This window comes from Cytobacillus kochii, assembly GCF_020171845.1.
Lineage (GTDB): Bacteria > Bacillota > Bacilli > Bacillales > Cytobacillaceae > Cytobacillus > Cytobacillus kochii.
The window spans coordinates 485,624-511,295 of sequence record NZ_JAIVAM010000002.1; the positions used below are offsets into that span (position 1 = coordinate 485,624).

At 36.7% G+C, this 25,672-nt stretch carries 24 protein-coding genes; 19 read left to right on the forward strand and 5 right to left on the reverse strand.

The features are described 5' to 3' along the window. Positions 1-139: 139 nt before the first annotated feature. The 3 genes from LCM23_RS03260 to LCM23_RS03270 are packed head-to-tail and all read left to right on the forward strand — an operon-like array spanning position 140 to position 3,009. Positions 140-862: a DUF5058 family protein gene (locus LCM23_RS03260; protein ID WP_224935660.1), complete on the forward strand. Its 723-nt coding sequence runs from the start codon at positions 140-142 to the stop codon at positions 860-862. A 12-nt stretch (positions 863-874) separates the two neighbouring features. Next, complete coding sequence (locus LCM23_RS03265; RefSeq protein WP_224935662.1) at positions 875-1,567, forward strand: small-conductance mechanosensitive channel; 693 nt, start codon at positions 875-877, stop codon at positions 1,565-1,567. 20 nt (positions 1,568-1,587) lie between these two features. Beyond that, positions 1,588-3,009 (forward strand): amidohydrolase, encoded by a 1,422-nt coding sequence (locus LCM23_RS03270; protein WP_224935664.1) that lies wholly within the window; start codon positions 1,588-1,590, stop codon positions 3,007-3,009. 90 nt (positions 3,010-3,099) lie between these two features. On the opposite strand, the gene LCM23_RS03275 is transcribed toward LCM23_RS03270, so the two are convergent. Beyond that, positions 3,100-4,977 (reverse strand): terpene cyclase/mutase family protein, encoded by a 1,878-nt coding sequence (locus LCM23_RS03275; RefSeq protein ID WP_224935666.1) that lies wholly within the window; start codon positions 4,975-4,977, stop codon positions 3,100-3,102. 99 nt (positions 4,978-5,076) lie between these two features. Here LCM23_RS03275 and LCM23_RS03280 point away from each other — a divergent pair, with 99 nt between their 5' ends. The 4 genes from LCM23_RS03280 to LCM23_RS03295 all read left to right on the forward strand — a co-directional run bounded on the left by LCM23_RS03280 (position 5,077) and on the right by LCM23_RS03295 (position 10,140). Next, positions 5,077-6,222, forward strand: coding sequence for a DUF2515 family protein (locus LCM23_RS03280; protein WP_224935668.1), 1,146 nt, complete (start codon positions 5,077-5,079; stop codon positions 6,220-6,222). Positions 6,223-6,514: 292 nt separating this feature from the next. Further along, positions 6,515-7,705, forward strand: a complete 1,191-nt coding sequence (locus LCM23_RS03285; RefSeq protein ID WP_224935670.1) for a hypothetical protein — start codon at positions 6,515-6,517, stop codon at positions 7,703-7,705. 31 nt (positions 7,706-7,736) lie between these two features. Next, complete coding sequence (locus tag LCM23_RS03290; protein WP_404826574.1) at positions 7,737-8,963, forward strand: Zn-dependent hydrolase; 1,227 nt, start codon at positions 7,737-7,739, stop codon at positions 8,961-8,963. A 1-nt stretch (position 8,964) separates the two neighbouring features. Next, entirely contained in the window at positions 8,965-10,140 is a 1,176-nt protein-coding gene (locus LCM23_RS03295; RefSeq protein ID WP_224935673.1) for an amidohydrolase, read from the forward strand. Between the two features lie 83 nt (positions 10,141-10,223). Here the strand turns inward: LCM23_RS03295 and LCM23_RS03300 are convergent, their stop codons facing one another. Both LCM23_RS03300 and putP read right to left on the reverse strand, forming a co-directional pair. Further along, positions 10,224-11,504, reverse strand: coding sequence for a PucR family transcriptional regulator (locus LCM23_RS03300; RefSeq protein ID WP_224935675.1), 1,281 nt, complete (start codon positions 11,502-11,504; stop codon positions 10,224-10,226). Positions 11,505-11,642: 138 nt separating this feature from the next. Continuing rightward, positions 11,643-13,109, reverse strand: coding sequence for a sodium/proline symporter PutP (gene putP / locus LCM23_RS03305; protein ID WP_224935677.1), 1,467 nt, complete (start codon positions 13,107-13,109; stop codon positions 11,643-11,645). Between the two features lie 394 nt (positions 13,110-13,503). On the opposite strand from putP, the gene LCM23_RS03310 reads away from it, so the two are divergent. The 8 genes from LCM23_RS03310 to LCM23_RS03345 all read left to right on the forward strand — a co-directional run bounded on the left by LCM23_RS03310 (position 13,504) and on the right by LCM23_RS03345 (position 19,614). Next, on the forward strand, positions 13,504-14,652 hold the full coding sequence (locus LCM23_RS03310) for an ABC transporter substrate-binding protein (protein ID WP_224935678.1): 1,149 nt from the start codon (positions 13,504-13,506) through the stop codon (positions 14,650-14,652). A gap of 30 nt (positions 14,653-14,682) precedes the next feature. Continuing rightward, positions 14,683-15,558: a branched-chain amino acid ABC transporter permease gene (locus LCM23_RS03315; protein ID WP_095370023.1), complete on the forward strand. Its 876-nt coding sequence runs from the start codon at positions 14,683-14,685 to the stop codon at positions 15,556-15,558. Between the two features lie 15 nt (positions 15,559-15,573). Beyond that, positions 15,574-16,551, forward strand: coding sequence for a branched-chain amino acid ABC transporter permease (locus LCM23_RS03320; protein ID WP_224935679.1), 978 nt, complete (start codon positions 15,574-15,576; stop codon positions 16,549-16,551). Next, entirely contained in the window at positions 16,523-17,296 is a 774-nt protein-coding gene (locus LCM23_RS03325) for an ABC transporter ATP-binding protein (RefSeq protein WP_224935680.1), read from the forward strand. Before LCM23_RS03320 ends, LCM23_RS03325 begins: the two co-directional genes overlap by 29 nt. Continuing rightward, on the forward strand, positions 17,289-17,999 hold the full coding sequence (locus LCM23_RS03330) for an ABC transporter ATP-binding protein (protein ID WP_095370020.1): 711 nt from the start codon (positions 17,289-17,291) through the stop codon (positions 17,997-17,999). The genes LCM23_RS03325 and LCM23_RS03330 overlap by 8 nt, the downstream gene beginning before the upstream one ends. A 363-nt stretch (positions 18,000-18,362) precedes the next feature. Next, entirely contained in the window at positions 18,363-18,935 is a 573-nt protein-coding gene (locus LCM23_RS03335) for a TetR/AcrR family transcriptional regulator (RefSeq protein ID WP_224935681.1), read from the forward strand. Positions 18,936-18,958: 23 nt separating this feature from the next. Further along, on the forward strand, positions 18,959-19,303 hold the full coding sequence (locus tag LCM23_RS03340) for a DMT family transporter (protein ID WP_224935682.1): 345 nt from the start codon (positions 18,959-18,961) through the stop codon (positions 19,301-19,303). Further along, positions 19,303-19,614 carry a DMT family transporter gene (locus LCM23_RS03345; protein ID WP_224935683.1) on the forward strand — a complete coding sequence of 104 codons (312 nt, stop codon included), beginning with the start codon at positions 19,303-19,305 and terminating at the stop codon, positions 19,612-19,614. Before LCM23_RS03340 ends, LCM23_RS03345 begins: the two co-directional genes overlap by 1 nt. Before the next feature lie 44 nt (positions 19,615-19,658). Here LCM23_RS03345 and LCM23_RS03350 read toward each other — a convergent pair whose 3' ends face one another. Beyond that, a complete protein-coding gene (locus LCM23_RS03350; protein WP_224935684.1) occupies positions 19,659-20,495 on the reverse strand; it encodes a squalene/phytoene synthase family protein in 837 nt (278 codons plus the stop codon). Between the two features lie 376 nt (positions 20,496-20,871). On the opposite strand from LCM23_RS03350, the gene LCM23_RS03355 reads away from it, so the two are divergent. Beyond that, complete coding sequence (locus tag LCM23_RS03355; protein WP_224935685.1) at positions 20,872-22,602, forward strand: ABC transporter ATP-binding protein; 1,731 nt, start codon at positions 20,872-20,874, stop codon at positions 22,600-22,602. Next, positions 22,592-24,409 (forward strand): ABC transporter ATP-binding protein, encoded by a 1,818-nt coding sequence (locus LCM23_RS03360; protein WP_224935686.1) that lies wholly within the window; start codon positions 22,592-22,594, stop codon positions 24,407-24,409. Before LCM23_RS03355 ends, LCM23_RS03360 begins: the two co-directional genes overlap by 11 nt. Positions 24,410-24,475: 66 nt before the next feature. Here the strand turns inward: LCM23_RS03360 and LCM23_RS03365 are convergent, their stop codons facing one another. Then, entirely contained in the window at positions 24,476-24,604 is a 129-nt protein-coding gene (locus LCM23_RS03365; protein ID WP_095370014.1) for a YfhE family protein, read from the reverse strand. Positions 24,605-24,930: 326 nt separating this feature from the next. Here LCM23_RS03365 and LCM23_RS03370 point away from each other — a divergent pair, with 326 nt between their 5' ends. Together LCM23_RS03370 and LCM23_RS03375 are read left to right on the forward strand one after the other, a co-directional pair. After that, positions 24,931-25,200 carry a hypothetical protein gene (locus LCM23_RS03370; protein WP_224935687.1) on the forward strand — a complete coding sequence of 90 codons (270 nt, stop codon included), beginning with the start codon at positions 24,931-24,933 and terminating at the stop codon, positions 25,198-25,200. Beyond that, a complete protein-coding gene (locus LCM23_RS03375) occupies positions 25,164-25,373 on the forward strand; it encodes a hypothetical protein (RefSeq protein ID WP_224935688.1) in 210 nt (69 codons plus the stop codon). The genes LCM23_RS03370 and LCM23_RS03375 overlap by 37 nt, the downstream gene beginning before the upstream one ends. The last annotated feature ends 299 nt before the right edge of the window (positions 25,374-25,672 follow it).

A 25,672-nucleotide genomic window follows, 5' to 3' on the forward strand; every position in this document is an offset into this window, starting at 1 on the left:
TAAAGTAAGTAAATATCCTTATCTTTGCGGAGTTTTAATTGTTAGATTTCCTTACATCATAATTGACAGCTTGTATAAATTGTTTTTCAATATAACTATCATAAAAAAACAGAAAATTATAAATTTTAGGAGGATGATGATGGAGGAGGCAATAAAAATAGCAAGCCATCCAGTTGTGTGGATTATCTCACTTACAGTCATTGGTGTAGTCATTTTCCAAGGGATTAAATTTATTCAAATGGCAATGAAAACGAGAGAAAGTGTAGGTCTAAGTAAGCAAGATGTAAACAGCGCTTTAAAAGTTGGGATGATAAACGCAATAGGGCCCTCATTTGGAATTGTGGTTGTAGCTGTATCTTTAATTACCTTACTAGGTGACCCTTTAACATTAATGAGAATAGGCATTATTGGTTCTGCTGCTACTGAATCGATGGGGGCCAATTTGGCTGCAACTGCTTATGGAACAGAACTTGGTTCTGATAGTTTTACAGCAGAAGCGTTTGCGACTGTAGCATGGGTTTTATGTATTGGCGGATGTGGTTGGCTGCTTTTTGTTTTCTTTTTTACTAAATCATTAGCAAATATTGAAAGGAAGGTATCAAATAAGCAACAAACGACGGCTGGTAAACTCCCCATTATGATGATTGTGTCAAGTGCTGCTATGCTTGCGGTTTTTGGTAACTTTGTTGCAGGTGAAATATTTAAAGGGGTGGAAACAGCAATTGTTGCTTTAACTGCAGCTACTACGATGCTAATCGTAAGTTTTATCGCAAATAAAAGTCATCAACTCAAATTCTTACATGAATGGTCATTAGGTGTATCGATTATTGTTGGTTTAACAGTTAGTTATTTTGTCCTTTAAGGAGGGAATAGTATGGCGGTTTCCGAAAGTAATATAGTGGCTAAAAAAAATGAGGTTATTCATTCATATGAGATGAATATGTTTCATCAAAAATCACATTTTTGGGGTCGTATGACGGTTGGATTAGTAATATTATTGACAATCTCACTTCCCTTATATCTTTCCTTTGTATTAAGTATTCATCCAGGTTGGCAACCCATTATTACAGGGTTGATAGCTTATGCTGCCGCCATCGGGTATGCCTGGTTTATGGAGCCAATATCATATTATCCAACCTTAGGGATATCTGGTACCTATCAAGCCTTTTTAACAGGAAATATTGCTAATATGTGCTTGCCGTCTGCTGCGGCAGCTCAAAATGCTGTTGGTGCTGAACCTGGAACGAAAAAAGGTGAAATTGTTGCGGCTCTTGCAATAGGAGCAACATCACTAATGAATATGGCCATACTAATTTTCATTATTGTTTCAGGATCTTATCTCGTATCAATTATTCCAGAATCGATTCAAGGAACATTTATATATATTGTTCCTGCTATTTTTGGAGGTATATTTGCGCAATTTGCCCTTAAGAAGCCGTTATACGGAGGTATTGCATTATCAGTAGGATTATTTGTAAATCTAATACCTATTCCCACTTTTTTTAAAGGAATTATCTGTATCATCTTAACTATCATCATTTGTATATCATTAGAGAAAAGAAAGTAATTAAAAGGGAGGAATTTATAATGATCAAAGAAGAACTTGTAGATTGGATAAATAAGAAAGAAGCCTTTTTTTCAGATATGGCAAAAGATATATGGAATCATCCGCAAGTTGCGTATGAGGAAGAATACGCATCGGATTTACAAAAACAAGTATTACAAGAGGCTGGGTTTGATATTCAAGAAAACGTAGGAGGAGCACAAACAGCATTCGTTGCCGAATATGGAAGTGGGAAGCCTGTTATTGGAATATTAGGAGAATTCGATGCCTTACCAGGACTTTCGCAAGCGGTATCTACAAACAGGGAAGAAATTATTAGTGGTGGACCTGGACATGGATGTGGCCATAATTTGTTAGGAACGGCTGGTGTGGAAGCTGTTATCGCGATGAGCGAAGCAATGAAAACGAGTAAAATAAATGGAACAATTCGTTATTATGGATGTCCTGCAGAAGAAGTTCTTTCTGGGAAAACATTTATGGCAAGAGAAGGAGTGTTTAATGATTTAGACTGTGCATTAACTTGGCATCCAGGTGTAGCGAATTTTGTTGTCAATATGTCCATGCAAGCAATGGTTTCGGTAGAATATCAATTTAAGGGAATAACTGCTCATGCTGCTGGAGCTCCTCATGCAGGGAGAAGTGCATTAGATGCAGTGGAATTAATGAATGTTGGAGCAAATTATATGAGAGAGCATGTATTAGATGGCTCAAGGATACATTATGTCATTACTAATGGCGGGCTGGCACCTAATATCGTACCTGATCAAGCAAGTGTATGGTATTATTTGCGTGCGACTACGAAAGAACAAGTAGATAGTATGTTCAACCGATTAGAGAAAATTGCACAAGGTGCAGCACTAATGACTGAAACAAAAGTTGAGCATCAAGTAAAGGCATATGCGTATAATGTCTTGCCTAATGACACACTTAATAAGGTAATGTTAAAAAATATGGAAGGTGTGTCGTTTTCATTTAATCAAGATGAATTAAAATTTGCAGAAAAGCTGGTAGAAACAGTTGATAACGATGTTGTTGAAATGTCCAAGAAGCAGTTCGGTATTGAACTAGAAAGTCTATTACCAACGGGTAAAAACCATTTCAAACATTTGAAAGGGCAATGTATAGGTGGATCAACAGATGTTGGTGATGTAAGCTGGATTACACCTGTAGGTCAAATCATGACAACTTGTGCACCAGTTGGTGTTCAACCCCATTCTTGGCAGGCTACAGCTTCTTATGGGTCATCCATTGGACTGAAGGGGATGCATTTAGCAGCAAAATCAATGGCATTAACTTTATTTGATTTATTGACGGATACAAACTTAATCGATGTGGCAAGAGAAGAGTTTGTTAAAGAGACTGCTGGAAAGAAATATGAAGCAGCAATTCCTAATGATTTACGACCACCATCGTTAAATAGCATGAAAGAATCAGTTCGTATGTAGCAAGGAAGTTGATAGGATAGGAATGATCGAGAGATAAGCCTTAACAATATTCATTAGAAAATTGCTAAGGCCTTTTTAATTTTGATTTCCTCATTCCTCTCCATATTTCTCACGATAGTGTGATAAGGCTAAAAGAGGGAAAATGTAACGGTAACTGTGATAATGAAAATAAATAGCACCAGCGAGGCCTTGCCCTGCAGGGTAGTCTTCGCGCCAATCGTCATTGTCCAAAGATGTGAGGAGGTATTTTATGCCTCTTTTAATTGTCTCATTTGGCTTCTGACTTACCGAAATTAATGCATCTATGGCCCATGCAGTATGTGTGAGCGTACTATCACCTAATGGGACATATTTTTTTTGTTTATCACTTAAAGCGGATTCCCCATAACCTCCATCAGCATTTTGAATGGATCGGAGCCAACTCGTAGCCTTCTTGATCATTTCACTTTTATTATCATATGCAATTGCTGATAATCCCGTAAGAGCTGCCCAAGTCCCGTAAATATAGCAAATGCCCCATCGGCCATACCATGAACCATTCTTTTCTTGGTGTGTTTTAAGCCATTCAATACTTTTGTCGAAATGAGAATGTTGGTGTGGCATTTGTGTGTAATTGCCTAAAAACTCCATGGCTCTTCCTGTTAAATCGGCACTGCTTGGATCGGTGAGAATAAATTCACTATCTTGGATTGGTACTAAAGCTAGTAACTTATTATTGGTATTCTTTTCAAAAGCTGGCCAACCGCCATCATCATTTTGCATGGAAACGAGCCAATTCACGCCTAAATTCCAAGCCTCTTTTATGTTACCATCGATTTTTGCAGGGTTTGTAATTGCACGAAGAGTGGCCGAGGTATCATCAGTATCTGGCTGAAAAGTGTTGATGTTAGAAAACCCCCAAGCTCCTGGTTTAGTCTTGGGATTATGAATGATCCAATCTCCAAATTTATATTGTTGTCTACTAAGTAAATAATTAGTTGCTTTCTTTATCATTGGATCATTTGGTGTTAATCCAGCTTTTTGTAAAGAATAACTGAGCAAGCTTGTATTCCATACAGAAGCAGTAGTGAATTGGATATGTGTATGACCCTTTACTTGTGTTTTGAATCCATATAATCCTTTTACCGCATTCTCGATTAACGGATCATCTTTTTTATGTCCTAATGAAAGTAATGCAAACACCATTAAAAATGTCGAGCTAATATAGCCAAATAAGGTCCCGTCTGGTTCTAGGTGATTCATCATATATTGTTTTGCACGGCTCATACTCAGTTGGTGTAATTCTTGTGGTAGGCCTATCATTTTCTTAATACTTGATTTGATTGTTTTGTGTATGGTTCGCCATTCGGAGGAACGGGACCAACTAAAATTTGCTTCCTCTCTTGAAGTGAACAGATCTGATAAATCTGGACTGCCAGCTGTTCGAAAACGAAACTTCTTTTCTGCGATAACCATAATGGGAACTATATTTGCTCTGCCGTATACGGAGATGCTATAGAAATTGATTGGCATGACAGGCTGGATAAGCATTAGTTCAATTGGTAGGGGAAAGAACTTTGGCCATTCATACTGCCCTGTGATGGTAAGAATCAGCTTGGTTAGGAAATGGGTTTCCTCTATACCTCCTTGTTGTAGAATGAATCGTTTCGCTTTTTTCATTCGATCATCTTTTTTATTGATATAACCTGAATACAACAATGCATGATATGCCTCGACAGTTAAGGAAAGACTGCCTCCTCTTTCATCGTAATAATGTTTCCATGCTCCGTTTCCCTCTTGTTTACTTAGTATCCTTTTAACCAATTGTTTTATCATCTCTTCATCATCAATTTCTAAACTTCTTAATAAAATAATCATATACGTATCAGTGGATATACTAGATTCAAAAGGATATTCCCAAGTACCCGAAGCTGTTTGGTCAGCTCTTAAAGTAGAAATTAAATGATTGATTCCATTTGAGACCTTCATGATATTCACCCTTTTCGTTACTTTTCCTCACAATGTAAGCAATATTAATACATGAGTATTCATTGGACAAAATTATCATTCATAATGGTGGTGTTTTCCATGTTTTTAATTTATAAATGGCGAAGAAAAAGCTTAAAATCTTCTATTACTAGGAGAAAGCTAAAAAAAGAATTAGTGACCTTATTAAAGAAAAACAAGCAGGATTCAATAAATGAACTTGATCTTGACGAACAACAGATTCTAGAAAAAATAATCCAACAAACAACAGCTTGTAATCTCAATAATGTGACAAGAACGAATGCTTATCTCGCGTTTTATTTGAAATACCCCCAAGTGCATTGGGCTTTGCTAGCCCATTTTGTCTCCAGAAATGCAGGATGGAATATGACAGATTTAAAGGGGGATTTATTATCAAAGATATTAAGTGAGGCAGAACAGAATGCGTTCTTTCAATTTATGGAACGAGCCAATTGGTTGATTTTTCAAGATGCATATCCACAGTTATTGCTATACGAGGAAAGTGTCAGACAAAGTAAGCCGTTATTTCATTTGCTCTCTCATTTAGGAGTCTCTTCATTTATGCAAGCTGTATGGTCCATTTTTTGGAAGAAAAAGCAATCACAGATACTTACGCATGCGCTTATTATTAATGAACAAAACTATATCGAAAAAAGGGTTGTACAAAACCCAATTTTTAAAGAAGAAGTGACTTCAACACTTGAGTTCAAATTACAAGATGTTTTTGCTTTTAACTATATTCTTTTTCCGTATCAGACACATGGGATATCACAGTTAAAAGGTTTAGTTGTTCATTTATTTACAAAGTTGAATCAGAGAATAGAATTAGGGTTTAAATTGTACACACTTCTATACGAAAACCCTTCTCAACTACGAAGCTTTGTGAAGTGGGCGAACCAACATCCCCATACAGGGTCAAGGAGTGATTACTGGAGGAATGTCTATTGCGTCGTTCAGGAGGGAATACCGACAAAAACCTATAAGCCAAGAATTGCAGATGGTCATTTAAAAAGCGGTGAGAAAAAGTTATTTAGTCCTGTACTTGTTCATGTATGGAAAGATACTAGTCATAAGAAGCCGGGGGTAGAAGATTGGTTTAAGAATGAGGGCATAGTAAAAATGCTATTTAAAGAAATGAATGTAAAAGATCATAACGTGAAACTGGCGTATATGAAATCCTTAGAAAGATTGGAGCTAGCAGTTGCTGCGAAAAGTTTATTATCGTAATGCAAAGACATACCTTTTTAATTCAGGGGGTATGTCTTTTTTTTTGGAACAACACTTTTAATTCTTACTATGCGTAATAGGTGACAGTAATCGTTTACCTTTACTTCATGTTAAGAGAAGTGATGAACTAGCTAACAATTATATGCTATTTAAGTGAATTTATAGAAATAAAAGCGCTTTCAAATAAAAAGATTATTAAAAATAATAATAAAAGACAAAATGTTCTTTTAATTTAAAAAGGAGCGTGATACTATTGTAAAATATCAAAATCGAATTTAAAGGAGTGGCATGTATGTCTCAGCTAATGGCTTTTGTAATTGTAATTGGAATTTTATTTATTGGGGATGTGGTAGCTACCAGAACAAAGGCATGGGTGCCATCCATGTTTATATGTGCTTCGTTATTTCTCCTTGGATATTGGACGTTCTTCCCTACGGATATTGTTGAAGTCGCTGGTATCCCATCGTCTGTAGCAACATTATTAATGTATTTGCTCATTACCAATATGGGTACATTGCTTTCTTTACGGGAATTAAAGCAGCAGTGGAAAACGGTAGTGATTGCTCTTTCTGGAATCTTGGGCATTATTGTCATTTTATTTACTGTTGGTGTACTACTTTTTGATTTTCAAACAATGGTAGTGGCTATTCCACCACTTGTTGGTGGTGTGGTATCGGCATTATTGATGTCAGACGCAGCTGCCGAAGCGGGACTTGTATCTTTATCCGTATTTGCCATTGTCATTTACGTTATGCAAGGTTTTGCTGGTTATCCACTAACATCCTTTGTCTTGAAAAAGGAAGGGAAAAAGCTTCTTCAGCAAGTACGTAAAGGTGAATTGAAAATAAAGGATTCTGTTGAGGAGACAGCAGCCACAACTGAAGAAGTAGAATTAAAGTTGTTTAAATGGCTACCTGAGAAGTACAATACAGACTTTTTTAAGTTTTTCCGTCTAGGTATTGTTGCTTTCTTTGCCTATCTTGTGTCAACTGTATTAGCCCCGGTTGTTTCAATTAGTCCGTTTGTCCTCTGTTTATTATTTGGTGTGATTGCTACAAGTTTTGGATTTTTAGAGAAGCAGTCGTTACAAAAAGCAAATGGATTTGGTTTCGCAATTATGGCACTGATGTTATTTATCTTTGATGGACTAAAGCAAGCAACACCAAGTATGATGCTAGAAATAATTTATCCTTTAATTGCGACAATCGTCATTGGTGTAATCGGTATGTACATTTTCTCAATGATCGTCGGTAAAATGCTTAAGGTGAGTAAAGAGATGGCCTTTGCTGTATCTTTAACGGCATTATATGGATTTCCGGCGGATTACATTATTACCAATGAAGTAATTAAATCGTTAACAGATGATGAAGAGGAAAGAAATATCCTCACTAGTCATATGTTGCCACCAATGTTAGTGGGCGGGTTTATAACCGTCACGATCGTATCGGTTATTTTAGCAGGTCTATTTGTGCAATTCTTATAAATTCGCAATCGAAATGAAGGAGTGATGAATGTTGAGTAATGTATTAACTCGAATTGATCAACATATAAAAACACTTGGTCAGTATACAAGTACGCCTGGAAACGGTACAACGAGACTAACTTATTCAAATGAAGATTTACAAGCAAGAAACTATTTGAAGGAAGTCATGAGAGACTACGGATTAACTGTATCGGAAGATGGTGTAGGGAACATTTTTGGTAAATTGGCTGGAGAGGTGAATGGGCCAAGCGTTTTAATCGGCTCTCATTTTGATTCTGTTCCACATGGTGGTGATTATGATGGCCCTGCTGGGGTGATAGCTGGATTGGAAGTGGCAAAGCTATTCCAAGAGAATGGCATTAAACCTAAGTATCCATTGGAAGTAGTGGCACTAGTAGAAGAAGAAGGGTCAAGGTTTGGTGGCGGGTTAATGGGCTCTAGAAGTATAACTGGTAAGCTTACAGACCAGACATTTAGAGAGTTGGCGGATTCACAAGGAGTTTCTACAGTTGAAGCGATGAAGAGTATTGGTTTGAACCCAGACCTCGTAAAGAAGCGTGACAGAGATACGATGAAGGCGTACTTAGAACTGCATATTGAACAAGGACCGATTTTAGAAAATGAGAAGACCTCAATTGGTATCGTAGAAGGCATTGTGGGTTTATCACAATTGGAGATAACAATTAAGGGAAAGGCAGGTCATGCAGGAACAACACCAATGGATGGTCGTGCAGATGCGCTTGTAATGGCAGCACATATGATTGCTAAGCTGCCAAAGATTGCTGAATCTTACGGAGAAGGGACTGTCGTTACAGTTGGTAAACTATCAGTCTATCCGAATGGAGCAAATGTTATCCCTGGTTCGGTTACATTTACGATTGATTTACGGTCAACAGAAGAAGCTAAATTGAAAACTCTACTAGAGGAAACAAAAACTTTTATTCGTCAGTTACAAAGTGAGAAAATATCCATCTCTATTGCAGAACAATTATATATGTCACCAACAATATTAGATGATGAGATGAAGAAGCAATTAGAAAAGGGCTGCGAGAAATATAAAATATCTCATCAATCGATTTTCAGTGGGGCTGGACATGATGCCATGGTATTTGCTGAACAAACGAAGGCGGCTATGATTTTTATCCCAAGCAAAGATGGATTAAGCCACTGCCCTGAAGAATGGTCAGACCATCAAGATATTGAAAAAGCAGTTTATGTTTTATTTGAAGCAGCAAAACATCTCACGGAGGTGAACTAGCATGAACAATTATATTAAAGAGGCAATACTTGCGAGAGCGAATGAAGTGATTCAATTAAGAAGAAAGCTTCATAGTGAGCCAGAATTATCATGGGAAGAAATAAAGACAACAGAGTTTATTGCTAACTACTTGGAAGATATACAAGTTCCTTATCGGAGAATGAAACCGACTGGTATAGTTGCTGAAATTACTGGCAGTAAGCCTGGAAAAAAAGTAGCTTTAAGAGCGGATATTGATGCCTTGCCTGTAGAAGAGCTAAATTCAGAATTATCATACGCATCACAAGTAGAAGGGAAAATGCATGCTTGTGGCCATGATGCACATACAGCCATGCTATTAGTAGCAGCGGATGTTCTAAATAGTATGAAGGAAGAATTAAGTGGAAGTGTTCGTCTTATTTTTCAACCAGCTGAAGAAGCAGCCAGAGGTGCATTAGCAATGGTCGAGCAAGGAGCAATGACAGAGGTTGATCATGTGTTTGGTATTCATATTTGGTCCCAAATGGACACAAATAAAATTGCTTGTACCGCGGGACCTCAATTTGCATCTGCTGATATTTTTCATGTAGCTTTTCAAGGCCAAGGGGGACATGGTGCAATTCCACATGATTGTATAGATGCAACAGTGATGGCTTCTTCCTTTGTGATGAATCTGCAGTCGATTGTTTCAAGAACAATTGATCCACAGCAAGGAGCAGTTGTAACGGTAGGAAAGCTTGAGTCTGGAACTAGATTTAATGTCATTGCCGAAAATGCTAAACTTGAGGGAACCGTTCGTTGTTTTGAACCTGCAGTCAGAGATCACATAGAGGAGCAATTAACTCACTATGCAAATCATGTTGCTGGTCTATACGGTGGCAAAGCAGTGGTTGAGTATACGAGAGGGACCCAAGCAGTAATTAATCATGAGGAGAGTGCTGCGTTAGTCCAAGAGGTTGCAGTCGACTGTTTTGGCCCTGATGTCCTATTTGATGAAAAACCAACAATGGGCGGAGAAGATTTCAGTTTTTATCTGGATTACGCACCAGGCAGCTTTGCGCTTGTAGGAAGTGGAAATAAGGATAAGGATACCGAATGGGCACATCACCATGGTAGGTTTAATATAGATGAAGATGCTTTAGTAACGGGTGCAGAGCTATATGCACAATTTGCCTGGACTTACTTATTAAAAGCTTAATAAGCTAGCTTCTGTAATCATAAGTAAATCTTAAATGACAATAAAGAAACCAATCATTCATTGATTGGTTTCTTCTTTTCCATTCATAAAGGATTATTATTGTTAAATCCTGAGTTTTGATGGTTGGCTATAATTGATTGTTTGCGCCTCAGTAATTGTAGATCTATAAATAATTGGCATCTTGTATTAAAGTCATCAAAATTAATCGTAGTTAATTGATGTATTTTCTTTAATCGGTACTTTAGCGTATTTTCATGAATGAACAATTCTTCTGCTGTAGGCTTGAGACGACAGTTATTGAGAAGGTAAGCTTCTAATGTATCAATATAATTCGTATGATTATTTTGATCCTTCGTCAATAAAATAACTAAATCTTCATTACTATAATTGGTTTGTTTATTATGTTGTTCAATGATAGCTAAATAGCGTAATGTTTTTAGTTTTCGATAATTGATTGGAAGAGACTGTTCCTTATTAAAAAACATAGCGGTTTGTAAAACCTCAAGAGCCTCTGTATAGCTTTGCCTTAATTTATAGATAGAAGAATACTTATTTCCAATCCCAACGACCAACGATGTATCTGCATATTGCAATCGTATTGACTGCACGAGGTGTTCTGCATTCTCTTCTAAAGAAACATCTTGTTGATCATGACTAGCAAGCAAAACGATCATTTCTAAGTGGTAGAAGAAAATATAGGCAGACTGAGTCATATTATTGACAGATAATCTTACCGTATTAATGATTTCTTCAAAGTTTTTATCATCGCCTTCTTCCACTTTAAATACAGCAACAATAAAAGCTTTAGGTAATGTAACCTTTGCGGAAGCAGCCTCTACCTTTAATTGATGTTTCGTTTGGAATGAGTCTTCGATGACTTTTTCATAAAAGTAATGATCTTCTTCAACCTTACCATCTTTAGCGAGTTTGTCACGATTAAGCAAGAATGCGATATGAGAAGAAGCGGCATCCAGGAACGCTAACTCTTTTTCTTTTAACTTAGGTGCTGTTTCTTGTATCCATATATAACCGTAAATGTCATTTTGATAAATAGCGGAAACAACAACCCGTTTATTCAGTGAAATATCTTTCATTGCTTTTATACGAAAAGGTTTCTTATGCCTAGTTAATTGGTCAACGATCCCTTCATCTGTAAATCTTTCAAAGATTGAAATGGGCCATTGTTTATTAAAGATGGTTTGCTTATTCACTTCATCATAATCCTCGGTAAAATAAGAACTATAGGCAATTAATGAAAACTGTGCGTCTTCAATAACAACAGGTTTTTTTAGTTGGATACTAATCATTTCAGCTATTTCTTCTATATTGGTAGAGGATTCTATTCTATCTAATTGTAAATCCATACTTTTATCCTCCTTACGAAATGGACATTCAAGTCGCATACCCCATATTATATTAAAAAAGACCTATGAAAGCCAATAGTATAAAAAGAGCAAAAAAAGACCTAGGCAACTTGCCTAGGTCGTTTCATTCTCTAGTAATTAAGATTTAATCACTCGTTGATATTCTTCGAAGTCTTCTTCCACTTTTTTCGGTGGTTTGCTAGTTAAAAGGCTAACCACAATTATAGCTAATAAGCTGATAAGGAATCCTGGAATTATTTCGTAAAGGGTATCAGATAAACCGGCTGCTGACCAAATGATGACTGTCGCAGTTCCGAAAATCATACCAGCTAGTGCACCCCAACTTGTCATACGCTTCCAGTATAAGCTAAGTAATACTAAAGGTCCAAATGCAGAACCAAATCCAGCCCATGCATAACCGACAAGATCGAGTATGGTGGAGTTTTTCTCCCATGATAATGCTAATGCAATGATAGAAATGATGAGTACGGATAATCTACCAATGAATACAAGTTCTTTATCAGTAGCAGATTTACGTAAGAATGAATTATAGATATCTTCTGTTAAGGAACTAGATGTAACTAGTAATTGTGAAGATACGGTACTCATAATCGCGGCTAAAATTGCTGCAATAATTACACCGGTAATGAGAGGATGAAATAGAATTTCACCTAATAATATAAACACTGTTTCAGGATCATCTATCGTATATTGAGTATTGTTAAAATACCCAATACCTACAAAACCGATAAACATAGCACCGATAATTGAAAATACCATCCATATCATACCAATCCATGTTGCTTTCTTAACTTGCTTCACAGATTTAATGGCCATAAAGCGTACAATGATATGAGGTTGACCAAAATAACCAAGCCCCCATGCTAGTAAAGAAATAATACCGAGCGTAGAAGTGCCACGGAAAATATCCAGTAGTGCAGGATCAATTTCGCGAGCCGTATCAACCGCGACCCCTATCCCACCGATCTCGCTTAGTGCAACAATGGGAACAAATACAAGAGCGGTAACCATAATGAGCCCCTGTACCATATCGGTTAAACTAACAGCAAGGAATCCTCCAAATAAAGTATAAGCAATTGTTACCCCAGCAATAATTAAGAGTCCAGTATGGTAATTAAGGCCGAAGATACTTTCAAATAATACGCCACCAGAAACCATCCCAGATGATACATAAAATGTAAAGAATACTAAAATAACAACACCAGAAACCATTCGCAATATTTTGGCTTTTTCGCCAAAACGATTTTCTAAATAACCTGGAATAGTAATAGAGTCATTCGCAATTTCAGTGTACACACGTAATCGTGGTGCGACATAAACCCAGTTTAATAAGGCCCCAACTGTTAATCCTACAGCAATCCAACCCGAACTTAATCCTGTGGCAAACATAGCACCAGGAAGACCCATTACAAGCCAGCCACTCATATCTGAGGCTCCAGCACTAAGTGCAGTTGTTAATGGTCCTAAATCTCGTCCACCTAGCATATAATCATTTAAATTAGATGTTCTTTTATAGGAGTAATAACCTATATAAAGCATACCTAGCATATAAATTGCTATAGAAATTATAATTCCTGTTTCCATTCTTTTTCTCCTTCCACATTCCAATACAATTTTTTCTAGTTTAATAATTAACATTCCAAAAAAAGAGGGATTTTATTTATATAGAAAAGACAATAAAAAAAAGACGTTCAAATAGGGAGTCTCCCTCAAAATTTTTTTAGAAAGTCAATTATAGTAACTACCCAAATGCTCACCTTATTAATCATATATTTTTATATGAGCTATATCAATATATTTTCAACACAATGATATGGTCATTCTTTTGTCCCATATAGACAAAAGAAGATAATATTTAGTATATTAATGAATTTATGTACTGAATTTTTAAAATATTTTATTTACAATGTAATATATTTATATTTTAATAGTAATATGGTTTTGAAAAATGAATCAATTTCTCGGGGGGGCAAGGAAAATGAGAGGTTTAATGAAAAAATTGGTAGGACTTACAGCGCTTTCAAGTGTGCTTTTTTTAACCGCATGTGGAGGCGGTGGTAATGAAGAATCAAGTGGTGCTGAAGGAGGAAAGGTTTCAGCAGACGTTGGAGTGGTCTCCTTCTTAACTGGCTCAGGTGCTGCATACGGTGAAGCTATACAAGGTGGGTTAAAGTTAGCTCAGGAAGAAATAAATGCAAAAGGTGATGTGAAAATCAATCTAATCTTTGAAGATTCAGCAGGTAAGCAAGACCAAGCCTTAACTGCTGCTCAAAAATTAATTAACTCAGATAATGTAACAGCAATTATTGGTCCGACACTTAGTACAGAAATGAATGTCGTCGGACCAGAAGCAGACTTAAGTGGTGTGCCGATTATCGGAACGTCTACAACTGCTGAGGGGATCCCTCAGATTGGCGATTATGTTTTCCGTAATTCTATTCCTGAAGCGTTGGCTATTCCTGCATCAATGCAACAAGCAATAGACAAATATGATGTAAAAAAAGTGGCTATTCTTTATGGGAATGATGATGTGTTTACAAAGTCTGGTTATGACACGATGAAGAAAACAGCTGAAGAAATGGGACTTGAAGTCTTAACGACAGAAACGTTCCAAAAAGGTCAATCGGATTATAATGCCCAATTAACGAAGATTAAAAATTTGAATCCCGATTTAATTCTTGCTTCAGCGCTTTATAACGAAGGGGCAGTCATTATGGACCAAGCACGGAAAATGGGAATCGATGTCCCGTTTGTTGGTGGTAACGGATTCAATTCTCCGGAAGTTATCAATATTGCCGGTGAGTCTTCAAATGGGTTGATAGTAGCAACACCATGGTATAGCGAAAAAGAAGATGAAAAGGTACAGGAATTTGTTACGAAATTTGAAGAGGAACATGGTCATGTTCCAGATCAATTCGCTGCTCAAGCCTATGACGCATTATACATTCTAGCAGATGCACTTAAAAATGCCGGAAGTTCAGATCGTGATGCTGTAAGAGATGCATTAGCAAAAACAAAGGATTTTGAAGGAATTCTCGGCAATTTTTCTTTTGACGAAGAGGGCGATGTATTAATGGACCCTACGGTGTTAGTTATTGAAGGAGAAAAATTCGTTGAATTTAAGTAAGAAGAAAAATGTGTTAGAAGGTGAGACACCGTGTTAATAGAACAATTAATTAATGGACTAACATTGGGCAGCATTTATGCAATTGTTGCCCTTGGATTTACTTTAGTATTTGGCGTTTTAGGTATTATCAATATGGCACATGGCGAGATCTTTATGTTTGGAGCATTTATTGGAGTAATGATTACATCGACATTAAATGCGCCTTTATGGGTTGCTTTTCTAGGTGCAATCATTATTACGGCTATTATGGGTTACTTATTGGAGAGGTTTGCTTTAAGACCGTTAAGGCATAAACAAGGTGTATCACATCTAGCCCCACTAATAAGTACAATAGGTGTTTCTATTCTTTTAGAGAACTTATCACACCATCTTTTTGGTGCAGGGAATCATCCATTTAGAACAAGCTTTGCTGAAATCAGTTTTCAAATCGGATCAATTACCGTTTATTTAGTACAAATCGTTATTTTCGTCATTTCTATCGTGTTAATGCTCGTATTAACATTTTGGTTAGGTAAAACAAGAGCTGGAAAAGCATTAAGAGCAACGGCAGAAAATCTAGAAACGGCGAGTCTCTTAGGTGTGGATACGAAAAAAACCATTTTGATGACAGTAATCATTGCTTCAGCCATGGGGGGAATAGCTGGTATATTGGTCGGTATGGCTTTTAACTCAGTAACGCCGCAGATGGGTCTATCAATGGGCTTAAAAGGTTTAGCGATTATCATTCTTGGCGGAATGGGCAGTGTGAGAGGAGCCATGTTCGGTGGCCTCATTTTAGGATTAGCGGAAACCTTCATCGTTGTATACGGAGATTCAGGCTATCGAGATGCTATTGCATTCTTAGCTATTATTATTATTCTTCTCATTCGGCCTCAAGGGTTGTTTGGCCAGAAAATTTCAACGTAAGAAGGTGAACGCAGGATGCTAGCAGAATTAATTAATCCGTACTATTTACAAGTAGGTTGCTTTATTTTAATTAATATTATTTTAGGTATCAGTGTATATATAACACTATCAACAGGACAGTTATCATTGGCGAATGCTGGTTTCATGGGAATTGGCGCTTATACATCAGCACTATTAACGATTCATTTTGAATTGCCTATTATTATCGGTATTATCATCGGTGCATTGGTTGCCGCTTTATGTGGAGTACTTATTGGTATTCCAACATTAAGGCTTCAGGGTGTTTATTTAGCCATTGTAACCTTAGGTTTTGGAGAAGTTATTCGTGTGATTTTTGTCAATTGGGAAAGCGTAACGAATGGTTCAGTAGGTATATCAGGAATCCCTCATATAGGAAGAGAAATACTGAAAACATTACAAGGATTTGGCTTTCAACCGATTTCTATTGGATTACAAAATAATCAATTTATATTTTTAAGTATTTTTATCCTTCTATTATTAATTACCATTTTTGTGATTTGGTTTTTCAGAAGACAGCACCAATCAAGAGTGGGAAGAGCTTTTGCCGCAATCAAATTAGATGAAAAAGCTGCGGAATCAATGGGAATCAATATCACTTATTATAAGGTTTTAGCCTTTGCACAAGGTGCACTTGTTGCCGGTTTTGCCGGGGCAATGTATGCTCATATACTTGCTTATATTAGCCCTGCCGATTTTGCCTATCATCGTGCGGTTGAAATTTTAATCTTTGTTGTGTTCGGTGGTAGTGAAGTGATTTGGGGTCCAATATTCGGAGCATTCTTCTTAACATTAATGCCTGAGGTGCTAAGGTTTATTAGCGAGTATCGTTATATGATTTATGGACTGATTATCATTATTATGATGGCTGTCCGCCCACAAGGACTTATCGATGTGCCATTATTGAAGGCTTTAAGTAAAAAGGGTAGAAAAAGGGGGCAGAAGCATGGTACTGGAAATCACAAAAGTATGTAAAAATTTTGGTGGATTAAGTGCTTTGACTGATGTTACCTTCTCAATAAATGAGGGAGAAATATTTGGTTTAATAGGGCCTAATGGTGCCGGTAAAACAACGATGTTCAATTTGATTACGTCTATGTTTACACCAACTTCAGGACAAATTACTTTTAAAGATGAAGATATTACAACGATGAAATCACATAACATTACCGAAAAAGGGATATGCCGAACGTTTCAAAATATCCGCTTATTCCCTGAAATGTCGGCCCTAGAAAATGTCATGGTTGGGCAGCATTCCCGCACTCGCTCAGGTGTGTTAAAAAGCGTCTTTCGTACAGCGTCTCAAAAGAAAGAAGAAGCAAAAATAAAAGATATAGCAGAAGAACTTTTAGACTTTGTCGGATTATCTACTTTTTCTGATGTTACTTCAGAAAATCTCGCCTATGGACAACAAAGGCGGCTCGAGATTGCACGTGCACTTGCCAGTGAGCCAAAAGTACTCCTGCTTGATGAACCGGCAGCTGGTATGAATGAGACTGAAACAAGTGACCTATTTGATTTAATTAAGAAGATTCAACAGAAGGGCATAACGGTTTTAATTATTGAACATGATATGCCACTTGTGATGAAATTATGTGATCGCATAGCTGTATTAAACTTTGGCAAAAAGATTGCAGAAGGTACTCCATTTGAGATACAGAACCACCCAGAAGTAATTGAAGCTTATCTCGGTAAGGAGGAGGAAGATCAATATGCTTGAAGTTAGTGGTATTCATGCAGGGTATGGGAAAATTCAAGTGTTAAAAGATGTATCGCTAGAAGTAGAAGAAGGAACGATTGTAACCATCTTAGGGGCAAATGGCGCTGGGAAATCAACCACAATGAAAAGTGTATCCGGATTATTAAAACCTTCTGCAGGGAAGATCTCTTTTCTTGGTGAAGATGTAACGGGGTTACGCCCTGATCAGCTCTTAAGAAAGGGTATTGCCCTCGTTCCTGAGGGAAGACAGATTCTTGCAGGCATGACAGTGCTAGAGAATTTAGAAATGGGTGCTTATCATAGGAAGGATACGGAGATAGACTCAGATTTAAACAAAATGCTCGAGCGCTTTCCTATTTTGAAGGAACGAGAAAAACAGCTTGGGGGAACATTATCTGGTGGTCAACAGCAGATGCTTGCAATTGCTCGTGCGATTATGAGTAGGCCGAAATTGTTGCTATTAGATGAGCCTTCAATGGGATTAGCTCCACTTGTTGTTGCCGATATTTTTAAAATCATTAAAGAGATTAATCAATCAGGAACGACTGTATTGTTAGTAGAACAAAATGCGAGACAAGCTCTGAAAATCTCAGATAAAGGTTATGTGCTGGAAACTGGAAAAATGGTTGCAAGTGGTAATGCAACAGAATTATTAAGTGATGCGCGTATTATGGAAGCGTATCTTGGAAAGAAATCAAGTTAAACTAATGTAGTTCAACTTAGCATATAATCACATCCGAAGACTAGAGGAGACCGGTTAAAAAACGGTCCCTCTGGTCTTTTTATTTTGTGAATTTGTCTCAGTTTGATATTTGTAGTGATTATTGTCGATTTTTAAAAATAAGTGACAATAAATTGGAAGCGAGATGAAAAGGGAAATTTGGAGATAATGAGAAGGTGGGGCTTCATAGGCGTTTGAAGACTTGATCAATCTCTATAAAAAATGAAACTAGGGCAAAGAGGGGCATCTATTGAAAGTGAAATAAACAAATGTCATTATTGACTTTCATATTATCTTGTGAAATAATCTACCTAACGGTCGTTAGTTAAAGGAGTGTGATAATTGGTGAGTGCAGAACTGATTCGTGATGTTGCGCTAGTCCATTTCGCAGATAAGGGATATGAGGGAGCATCTTTACAGGATATAGCCACAGATGTAGGTATTAAGAAACCTTCGATATATGCTCATTTTAAAGGAAAAGATGACTTGTTTTTACATGTTGCAAACTATGTGTTTCAGCAGGAAAAGCGGAAGATGATTACCTTATTTGCTTCGAGGAAAGATCATTCATTAGAAGAGAATTTAGTTTATTTTTTTGATTGGATTGTCGAGGAAAACAAGCATAACGAGCATGCAAAGTTTTTACTGAGAGTGTCTTACTTCCCTCCAGCGAAACTTTATAATGAGTTAATGCGAATAGTCAATCCATTCTTTGCAGATATGGAACGGTTGTTAGCAAAATATATGAGGAAACACTCGAGTGAAGAAAATGAGCAAAAAAAGTATCTAAAGGAAGCACTTGCTTATATTACGATTGTTGATGGTGCGGTTATTGAACTTATTTTTAATGGAGAAGACAGCTATTACAGGAGAGTTCGAGCTATCTGGCCGATATACTTTAAAGGCGTACAAAGATAAACAACTAGAAAGAAGGGGTATAGATGACTAGGCATTGGTTACTTGTATTTATAGCAGGCGTGTTAGAGGTTGGTTGGGTTTCAGGATTAAAATATGCTCAAAACACACTAGAATGGATTGCTACTGGAATTATAATTACGTTAAGTTTTATAATATTAATTCTGGCTACGAAGCATTTACCAGTAGGAACTGTTTATGCAGTATTTGCTGGTTTAGGTACGGCTGGTACAGTAATTGTAGAAATGGCTGTTTTCGGGGAGCCATTTAAATTGATGAAAGTACTATTAATTATTATGCTTCTAGCAGGTGTGGTCGGGTTGAAGCTATTATCTGACCGTGCACCGGTTGAAAAAGGAGGATCTCAATAATGTACTGGATTGCCTTAGTTGTTGCAGGTTGCTTTGAGGTTCTCGGTGTATACCATTTGAAAAAAGTAGCTGAAAAGCAATGGAAATCTATCATTTTCCTAGCTTTATCATTTGCAATCAGTTTTTCTTTACTTTCATTTGCTATGACAGATATTGCTATGGGTACTGCTTACGCTATCTGGACAGGAATTGGTACCGTTGGAGCAGCGATAGTAGGAATGGTCGTTTTTAATGAACCGAGAGAATGGAAAAGACTTGTTTGTATTGCGCTTATCTTAGGCGCAGCAATTGGATTAAAATTAATCTCCTAGATGTGAAAATAAAAGGCAGCGAAGTTTACAGTCGCTGCCTTTTATTATGATGTTTTCTTTATTACTTTATTAACAGTTTCATTTACTTCATCACGAGTCATTTTTTCACGACCATCGACTAACGCTTTTAATGTTCCATGGGCAAGTGAAAGTGGTATTTGACAGAAATTCACGATTGTCTCTGTCTCGATACTCGCTACGTATTCGTCAGCTAGAGATAGATTTTTATGCGCATAATCAAACATATCATCTAGGCTATAACTATCTGGGAAAAAACTTACACCGCGTTCTGCATCTTCTTTATAATTTCTTAAAATGTTAACAGCTTGAAGTCCACGACCGAAACCAATTCCAAGCTCTTTATCGGCTTCAGTTCCGTCATACCATTTCCATATGTCGGTTAACATCACACCAACTAATCCAGCAACTGTATACGTATATTGATCAAGGTCCGCTTCTGATTGTATTTGCCAATCTTTATCAACCCAATCACCCATACCAGATGCCATGATTGCAGTTGATTCAACTACTTTTACTCTAATTTCATCTGGACAGAAAGAAATCCAATCATATAGGCGAAGAGTAACTTCCGGTAATTCGTTTTCAAATGGCTTGAACATCTCAATAAAGGTTTCTTTACTGTATTGAGCGGATCGAAGGACGTCACCGATATTATGCAATAGTTTGCTTTTTAAAGCTGGTTCCAAATCAGGATGATCTTCAATTTCATCAATTGCGCGCATACAAAGGTAAGCAGATGCAACGGTTTCTCGTAACTCTGTTACTAATAAGCTAATTGGAATGAAAAAAGTACGGCTTGTCTCTCTTAATGTTTCAATAACATCATTATGTAATTGTTGGTCGTGATTCGTATTTTTCACCTTTTATCGCATCCTTTAGTTTTATAATTATAAGTAAGTTACTTTTTTAACCATTTTGAGAATACAATACTCATGACATGATGCATGTTAGTATATGGATTACAAAGAAAATTTAGTCGTATAGTTAAAAAATCCCTTATGATTGAATAATAGGTTAAATGCTTAGTAAGCATTGAAAAATGGTCAAGATTAGTATGCTAAATTGTGTTAAGAACGAAGAACACCTTTTGAAAAAATCAATGTTCTCTACCTCTAAAAATTTTAACATAACATTAAAGAAATAAAAATCAGAATGAATTATTTAAAAATTATGTAAAAAGGTATATGATAGTTCATATCTATTTAGTTAAACGAAGTATTAGTTTGGGGGAAAGCTATGACAAAGATACTCAAATTTATTAAACCTTATCGAGTCGCGGCATATATTGCATTAATACTTATGCTTATTGAGTTATCAGTTGAATTGCTTCAACCATTATTAATCGGCAAAATTATTGATGAGGGTATTCTAAATAATGATATGAGTGTGGTCCTTTATTGGGGAGGTATGATGCTCCTACTCTCATTAATTGCCTTCTTCTCAGGGATTACAAACTCATATTATGCTGCATACGTTGGACAAAATTTAGGATTTAGTATTCGAAAGAAACTAATGAAAAAGGTGCAATCTTTTTCATTCACCAACTTTAATACTTTTCCTCACGCATCCTTGATTACAAGAATGACTAATGATGTGACACAAGTGCAAAATATCGTGTTTATGGGCTTAAGAATTATGTTAAGGGCTCCTTTACTCATTATAGGTAGTCTTATATTAGCTGTCCTCGTGAATTGGCAATTAGCGCTTATTTTTCTAATTACCATACCGGTTGTAGTGGTCTTCCTTGTTATTGTGATGACTAAAGGCGGTAAGATGTTTAGGTCTGTTCAACAAAAACTGGATACAGTCAATAATGTCATGCAGGAGAGTTTAATAGGATTAAGGTTAATTAAAGCGTATAACCGCAGAACTCATGAAGTAAAAAAGTTTATGAATGTAAGTAATAACTTAAGGGAACAAACAGCAAGCGCTCTAAGATTGATGGAAGCAGCTATGCCTGCATTACTATTCATAATGAATGTTTGTATTATCTTTATTTTATGGATCGGTAGAGAACAATTGCAAGCGACAAATATAGAAGTCGGGGAAGTCGTTTCAATTATTAATTATGCTACGAGAATGACTACTGCCTTTTCAATGTTTTCATTCATCATTATGGCTTTTTCGAGAGCGCGTGCTTCATCTGAGCGGATTGTTGAAGTACTTGAAGCGAAGATTGATTTAGAAGATGAAGAAGATGGCAAAAGCCTTGAGCAGTTAAAAGGAGCGGTTACATTCGAGCATGTCTCATTTAGGTACCCAGGGATGTCTACATATGTCTTAAAAGATATTAGTTTTCATATTCGTCCAGGAGAAACTGTCGCTATATTGGGTAGTACAGGTGCTGGTAAAAGTTCTATTCTACAACTTATTCCTAGATTATATGATCCTACTGAAGGTGCAGTTTATGTGGATGGCATGAATCTGAAAGATATTAAAATGGATGATTTACGAAAGAGAATTGGTTTTACCCCACAAGAGTCCATCTTATTTAGTGGGACAGTAGAAGAAAACTTAGCATGGGGTAAATCAGACGCGACTTTATCTGAAATGAAAGCGGCAGCACAAGACGCGCAAATACATGAAACCATTAATGATCTTAAAGATGGCTATGAAACAAAATTAGGACAAAAAGGAATTAATCTATCAGGAGGTCAAAAGCAAAGATTATCGGTTGCTCGTGCTTTAATAAGAAAGCCTAATATTCTCATATTGGATGATAGTACGAGTGCTTTGGATTTACAAACAGAGTCCAAAGTATTGGATGCGATTGATAAATATAAATGTACTTTATTTATTGTCACACAAAAATTAAGTACAGCCAAGAGAGCGGATAAAATTATGCTTATAGATGATGGAAAAATCATTGAAGAGGGAACACATGATCAATTGATGAATACATCTACTCTTTATCGAGAAATAGCTTATTCTCAGTCAGAACAGGGGGCTATGAATAGTGTTTACTAAAATAATGGCCCCATTCAAACAACCAAAGATACATAATCAAATAAACGATAGGAAGAAAAAGCAACGTAAGCCGAATGACTTCGGTGCGGTCATTAAAAGAATTTGGTCTTACCTTGCCGTCTATAAAACACGGCTATTATTACTCTTTTTTATGATTGTCATTAGTTCAGCGATGTCTTTACTTGGTCCATTTTTAGTAGGAATAACAATAGATACTTTTATAGAAGAAAATGAAGCGGTTGTTTTCGTTTGGTTATTACTAGGTTTACTTGTAACTTATATCGTTCAATCATTGTCACTATGGCTACAAAACTATTGGATGATCGGTGTGTCTCAAGATACTGTATTTAATATGCGCGCAGATTTATTCCGACAAATACACCGCTTACCTGTAGCTTTTTTTGACAAAAGACAACTTGGGGAATTGATGAGTAGGATTACAAATGATATTGAAAATGTTAGTGCGACTTTAAATAGTTCAATTATCCAAATCATATCTAGTGTTTTCACACTCGTTGGTACGATTGCAGTCATGTTATGGTTGAGTCCGTTGCTAACAATTCTGACTCTTTTAATCATACCGATGATGTTCTATGGAATGAAATGGATTACGAAGCGAACAAGTATGTTGTTTAAAGAACAGCAAAAAAACTTAGGAGAAATGAATGGCTATATTGAGGAATCCATTTCTGGGCAGAAATTAATCAAAATGTTTTCACAAGAAGAGAAAGTGATGGATGATTTTTTGCATAAAGCAGAAAACCTAAGAATTTCTGGATTTTGGGCACAAACATTCTCAGGGTTTATTCCTAAGTTGATGCATTTATTGAATAATTTCAGCTTTGCCGTCATTGCTGCGATTGGCGGGATACTCGCATTAAACGGTGGAGTGAGCATTGGCACAATTGTTGTTTTTACCGAGTATTCTCGACAATTTACAAGACCACTCAATGATTTAGCCAATCAATTTAATACGTTATTATCTGCCATTGCTGGAGCTGAAAGAGTTTTTGAGCTGATTGATGAAAAAGATGAATTAACAAGTGAAAAAGATAAGCAGATGCTTGAAAATGTAAATGGTGAGGTTATTTTTGATAACGTGTCGTTTACTTACGGGGAAGACAGAGAAATACTTTCCCATATATATCTTGAAGCCCGTCCTGGTGAGACTGTTGCTTTAGTAGGTCCAACAGGCGCAGGTAAAACAACCATAATTCAACTTATTAGTCGTTTCTATGAAGTGAGTAAAGGGAGAATATTATTAGATAATCATGATATCTCCACAATACATAAAGAGAGCTTACGATCCCATATGGGCTTTGTTCTGCAAGATTCCTTTCTTTTTCAAGGGACCGTTAAGGATAATATCCGCTATAGTCATCTTGAGGCAACGGATGAGGGTGTTATTCAAGCTGCAATGAAGGCAAATGCTCATTCATTTATTATGAAATTACCACAACAGTATGATACGACTTTGAGTTTTAATGGCAGCGGGATTAGTCAAGGACAGAAACAATTAATTAGTATCGCCCGTGCTTTTTTGGCACAACCAAAAATTTTAATTTTAGACGAAGCTACGAGTAATATTGATACAGTAACAGAAGTGAAGATTCAACAAGCATTACAAAAGTTAATGATTAATCGAACATGTTTTGTCATTGCCCACCGGTTAAATACTATTCAAAATGCGGATAGAATCTACGTATTAAAAGATGGAAAAATAATAGAAGAGGGTACACATCAATCATTGATGAAAGAAAAAGGTTTCTATCATCAGTTGCAAAATAGTAAAGAAAGAAGTGGTTAATTAAAGATGCCAGTACATCAACCTTTTGTTTGATGTACTGGCATCTTTTTTGTTGAGAAAATAAATTTAATGTCTTTGCTGAAGGGGGTTTTTGGCTGCACGATCAGCACGTTTAAATTCTTTTGCATATGTAACTTCTTGCATGCTTGAAAGACCACTAAAGCTCCGTTCTTTCCTCTTTTTATCATTTGCCATAACATTCACCCTTTCTTATTAGTAGTAAACTTTACTAGATTGCCCTATTTTAACGAGTATCATACGAGGGAAGTAAGGGATGAGGAGAATAAAAGTGTTCGAGAAGGGGAGAGAACCGCGAAGGGCTTGACTTTCAGAAGGGAAAGAAACTGGGAGTGTCGCAAAAGGAAGAATAGCCTTCCTGTCGTCCTCAAAAGAGTAAAAAGAGAACTGCAGACAAGTTGTGTATATGTGTAAATGCAGCAAGAAAAGGGAGAGAACTGCGTAAGACGTAATACGTGCAAAAGACAGTAAGAAAAGGGAGAGAACTGCGTAAGACGTAATACGTGCAAAAGACAGTAAGAAAAGGGAGAGAACTGCGCGTAAAACGTAGATACGTGCAAAAAGTAGCAAGAAAATGGAGGGAATTGCGCGCAAAACGAAGATACGCGCAAAAGACAGTAAGAAAAGATAGAAAACTGCGCGTAAAACGAAGATACGCGCAAAAGGCAGTAAGAAAAGGTAGAAAACTGCGCGCAAAACGAAGATACGCGCAAAAGACAGTAAGAAAAGGAAAAGAATGCGCGCAAAACGAAGATACGCGCAAAAGACAGTAAGAAAAGGTAGAAAACTGCGCGCAAAACGAAGATACGCGCAAAAGACAGTAAGAAAAGGAAAAGAACTGCGCGCAAAACGAAGATACGCGCAAAAGGCAGTAAGAAAGAGGGAGAGAACTGCGCGTAAAGCGGTTTTAAATCCAAAAAATCACAAAAAAGCAGTTGTGTATTAATTTCCATAGGAGTACAAACAATCAAAAAGTACTTTGCTAGCATGAAATTATACAGAAATTTACGAGAGTGAGGAAATAGGAGAAATCACCGTCCTCAAAAAAGGATCATGCCCCAGCTCGTCGTAGGGAAGGATTTCTTCTCCGAAAAAGTTCAATAAACTTAACGGAGAAGCACGGCGAATGGATAAACCACCACTCTTAGTAGAAAAGTGGTTAAAAGAAAAAATCAGAGCAAAAAAGGGGAAATAAATGGTCTATTTACGTAAACAAAAGATACGTGAACACTCTAAAGAATCACG

What these genes read in the sequence shown, in the direction of transcription:
- LCM23_RS03300 (WP_224935675.1), bottom strand. Translation starts at nt 11,504, where the DNA reads ATGGATTTACAATTAGATAGAATAGAATCCTCTACCAATATAGAAGAA.
- LCM23_RS03375 (WP_224935688.1), top strand. Translation starts at nt 25,164, where the DNA reads ATGCGCGCAAAACGAAGATACGCGCAAAAGACAGTAAGAAAAGGTAGA.
- LCM23_RS03320 (WP_224935679.1), top strand. Translation starts at nt 15,574, where the DNA reads ATGCTAGCAGAATTAATTAATCCGTACTATTTACAAGTAGGTTGCTTT.
- putP (WP_224935677.1), bottom strand. Translation starts at nt 13,109, where the DNA reads ATGGAAACAGGAATTATAATTTCTATAGCAATTTATATGCTAGGTATG.
- LCM23_RS03265 (WP_224935662.1), top strand. Translation starts at nt 875, where the DNA reads ATGGCGGTTTCCGAAAGTAATATAGTGGCTAAAAAAAATGAGGTTATT.
- LCM23_RS03310 (WP_224935678.1), top strand. Translation starts at nt 13,504, where the DNA reads ATGAGAGGTTTAATGAAAAAATTGGTAGGACTTACAGCGCTTTCAAGT.
- LCM23_RS03280 (WP_224935668.1), top strand. Translation starts at nt 5,077, where the DNA reads ATGTTTTTAATTTATAAATGGCGAAGAAAAAGCTTAAAATCTTCTATT.
- LCM23_RS03260 (WP_224935660.1), top strand. Translation starts at nt 140, where the DNA reads ATGGAGGAGGCAATAAAAATAGCAAGCCATCCAGTTGTGTGGATTATC.
- LCM23_RS03340 (WP_224935682.1), top strand. Translation starts at nt 18,959, where the DNA reads ATGACTAGGCATTGGTTACTTGTATTTATAGCAGGCGTGTTAGAGGTT.
- LCM23_RS03355 (WP_224935685.1), top strand. Translation starts at nt 20,872, where the DNA reads ATGACAAAGATACTCAAATTTATTAAACCTTATCGAGTCGCGGCATAT.
- LCM23_RS03345 (WP_224935683.1), top strand. Translation starts at nt 19,303, where the DNA reads ATGTACTGGATTGCCTTAGTTGTTGCAGGTTGCTTTGAGGTTCTCGGT.
- LCM23_RS03285 (WP_224935670.1), top strand. Translation starts at nt 6,515, where the DNA reads ATGTCTCAGCTAATGGCTTTTGTAATTGTAATTGGAATTTTATTTATT.
- LCM23_RS03330 (WP_095370020.1), top strand. Translation starts at nt 17,289, where the DNA reads ATGCTTGAAGTTAGTGGTATTCATGCAGGGTATGGGAAAATTCAAGTG.
- LCM23_RS03275 (WP_224935666.1), bottom strand. Translation starts at nt 4,977, where the DNA reads ATGAAGGTCTCAAATGGAATCAATCATTTAATTTCTACTTTAAGAGCT.
- LCM23_RS03270 (WP_224935664.1), top strand. Translation starts at nt 1,588, where the DNA reads ATGATCAAAGAAGAACTTGTAGATTGGATAAATAAGAAAGAAGCCTTT.
- LCM23_RS03295 (WP_224935673.1), top strand. Translation starts at nt 8,965, where the DNA reads ATGAACAATTATATTAAAGAGGCAATACTTGCGAGAGCGAATGAAGTG.
- LCM23_RS03325 (WP_224935680.1), top strand. Translation starts at nt 16,523, where the DNA reads ATGGTACTGGAAATCACAAAAGTATGTAAAAATTTTGGTGGATTAAGT.
- LCM23_RS03365 (WP_095370014.1), bottom strand. Translation starts at nt 24,604, where the DNA reads ATGGCAAATGATAAAAAGAGGAAAGAACGGAGCTTTAGTGGTCTTTCA.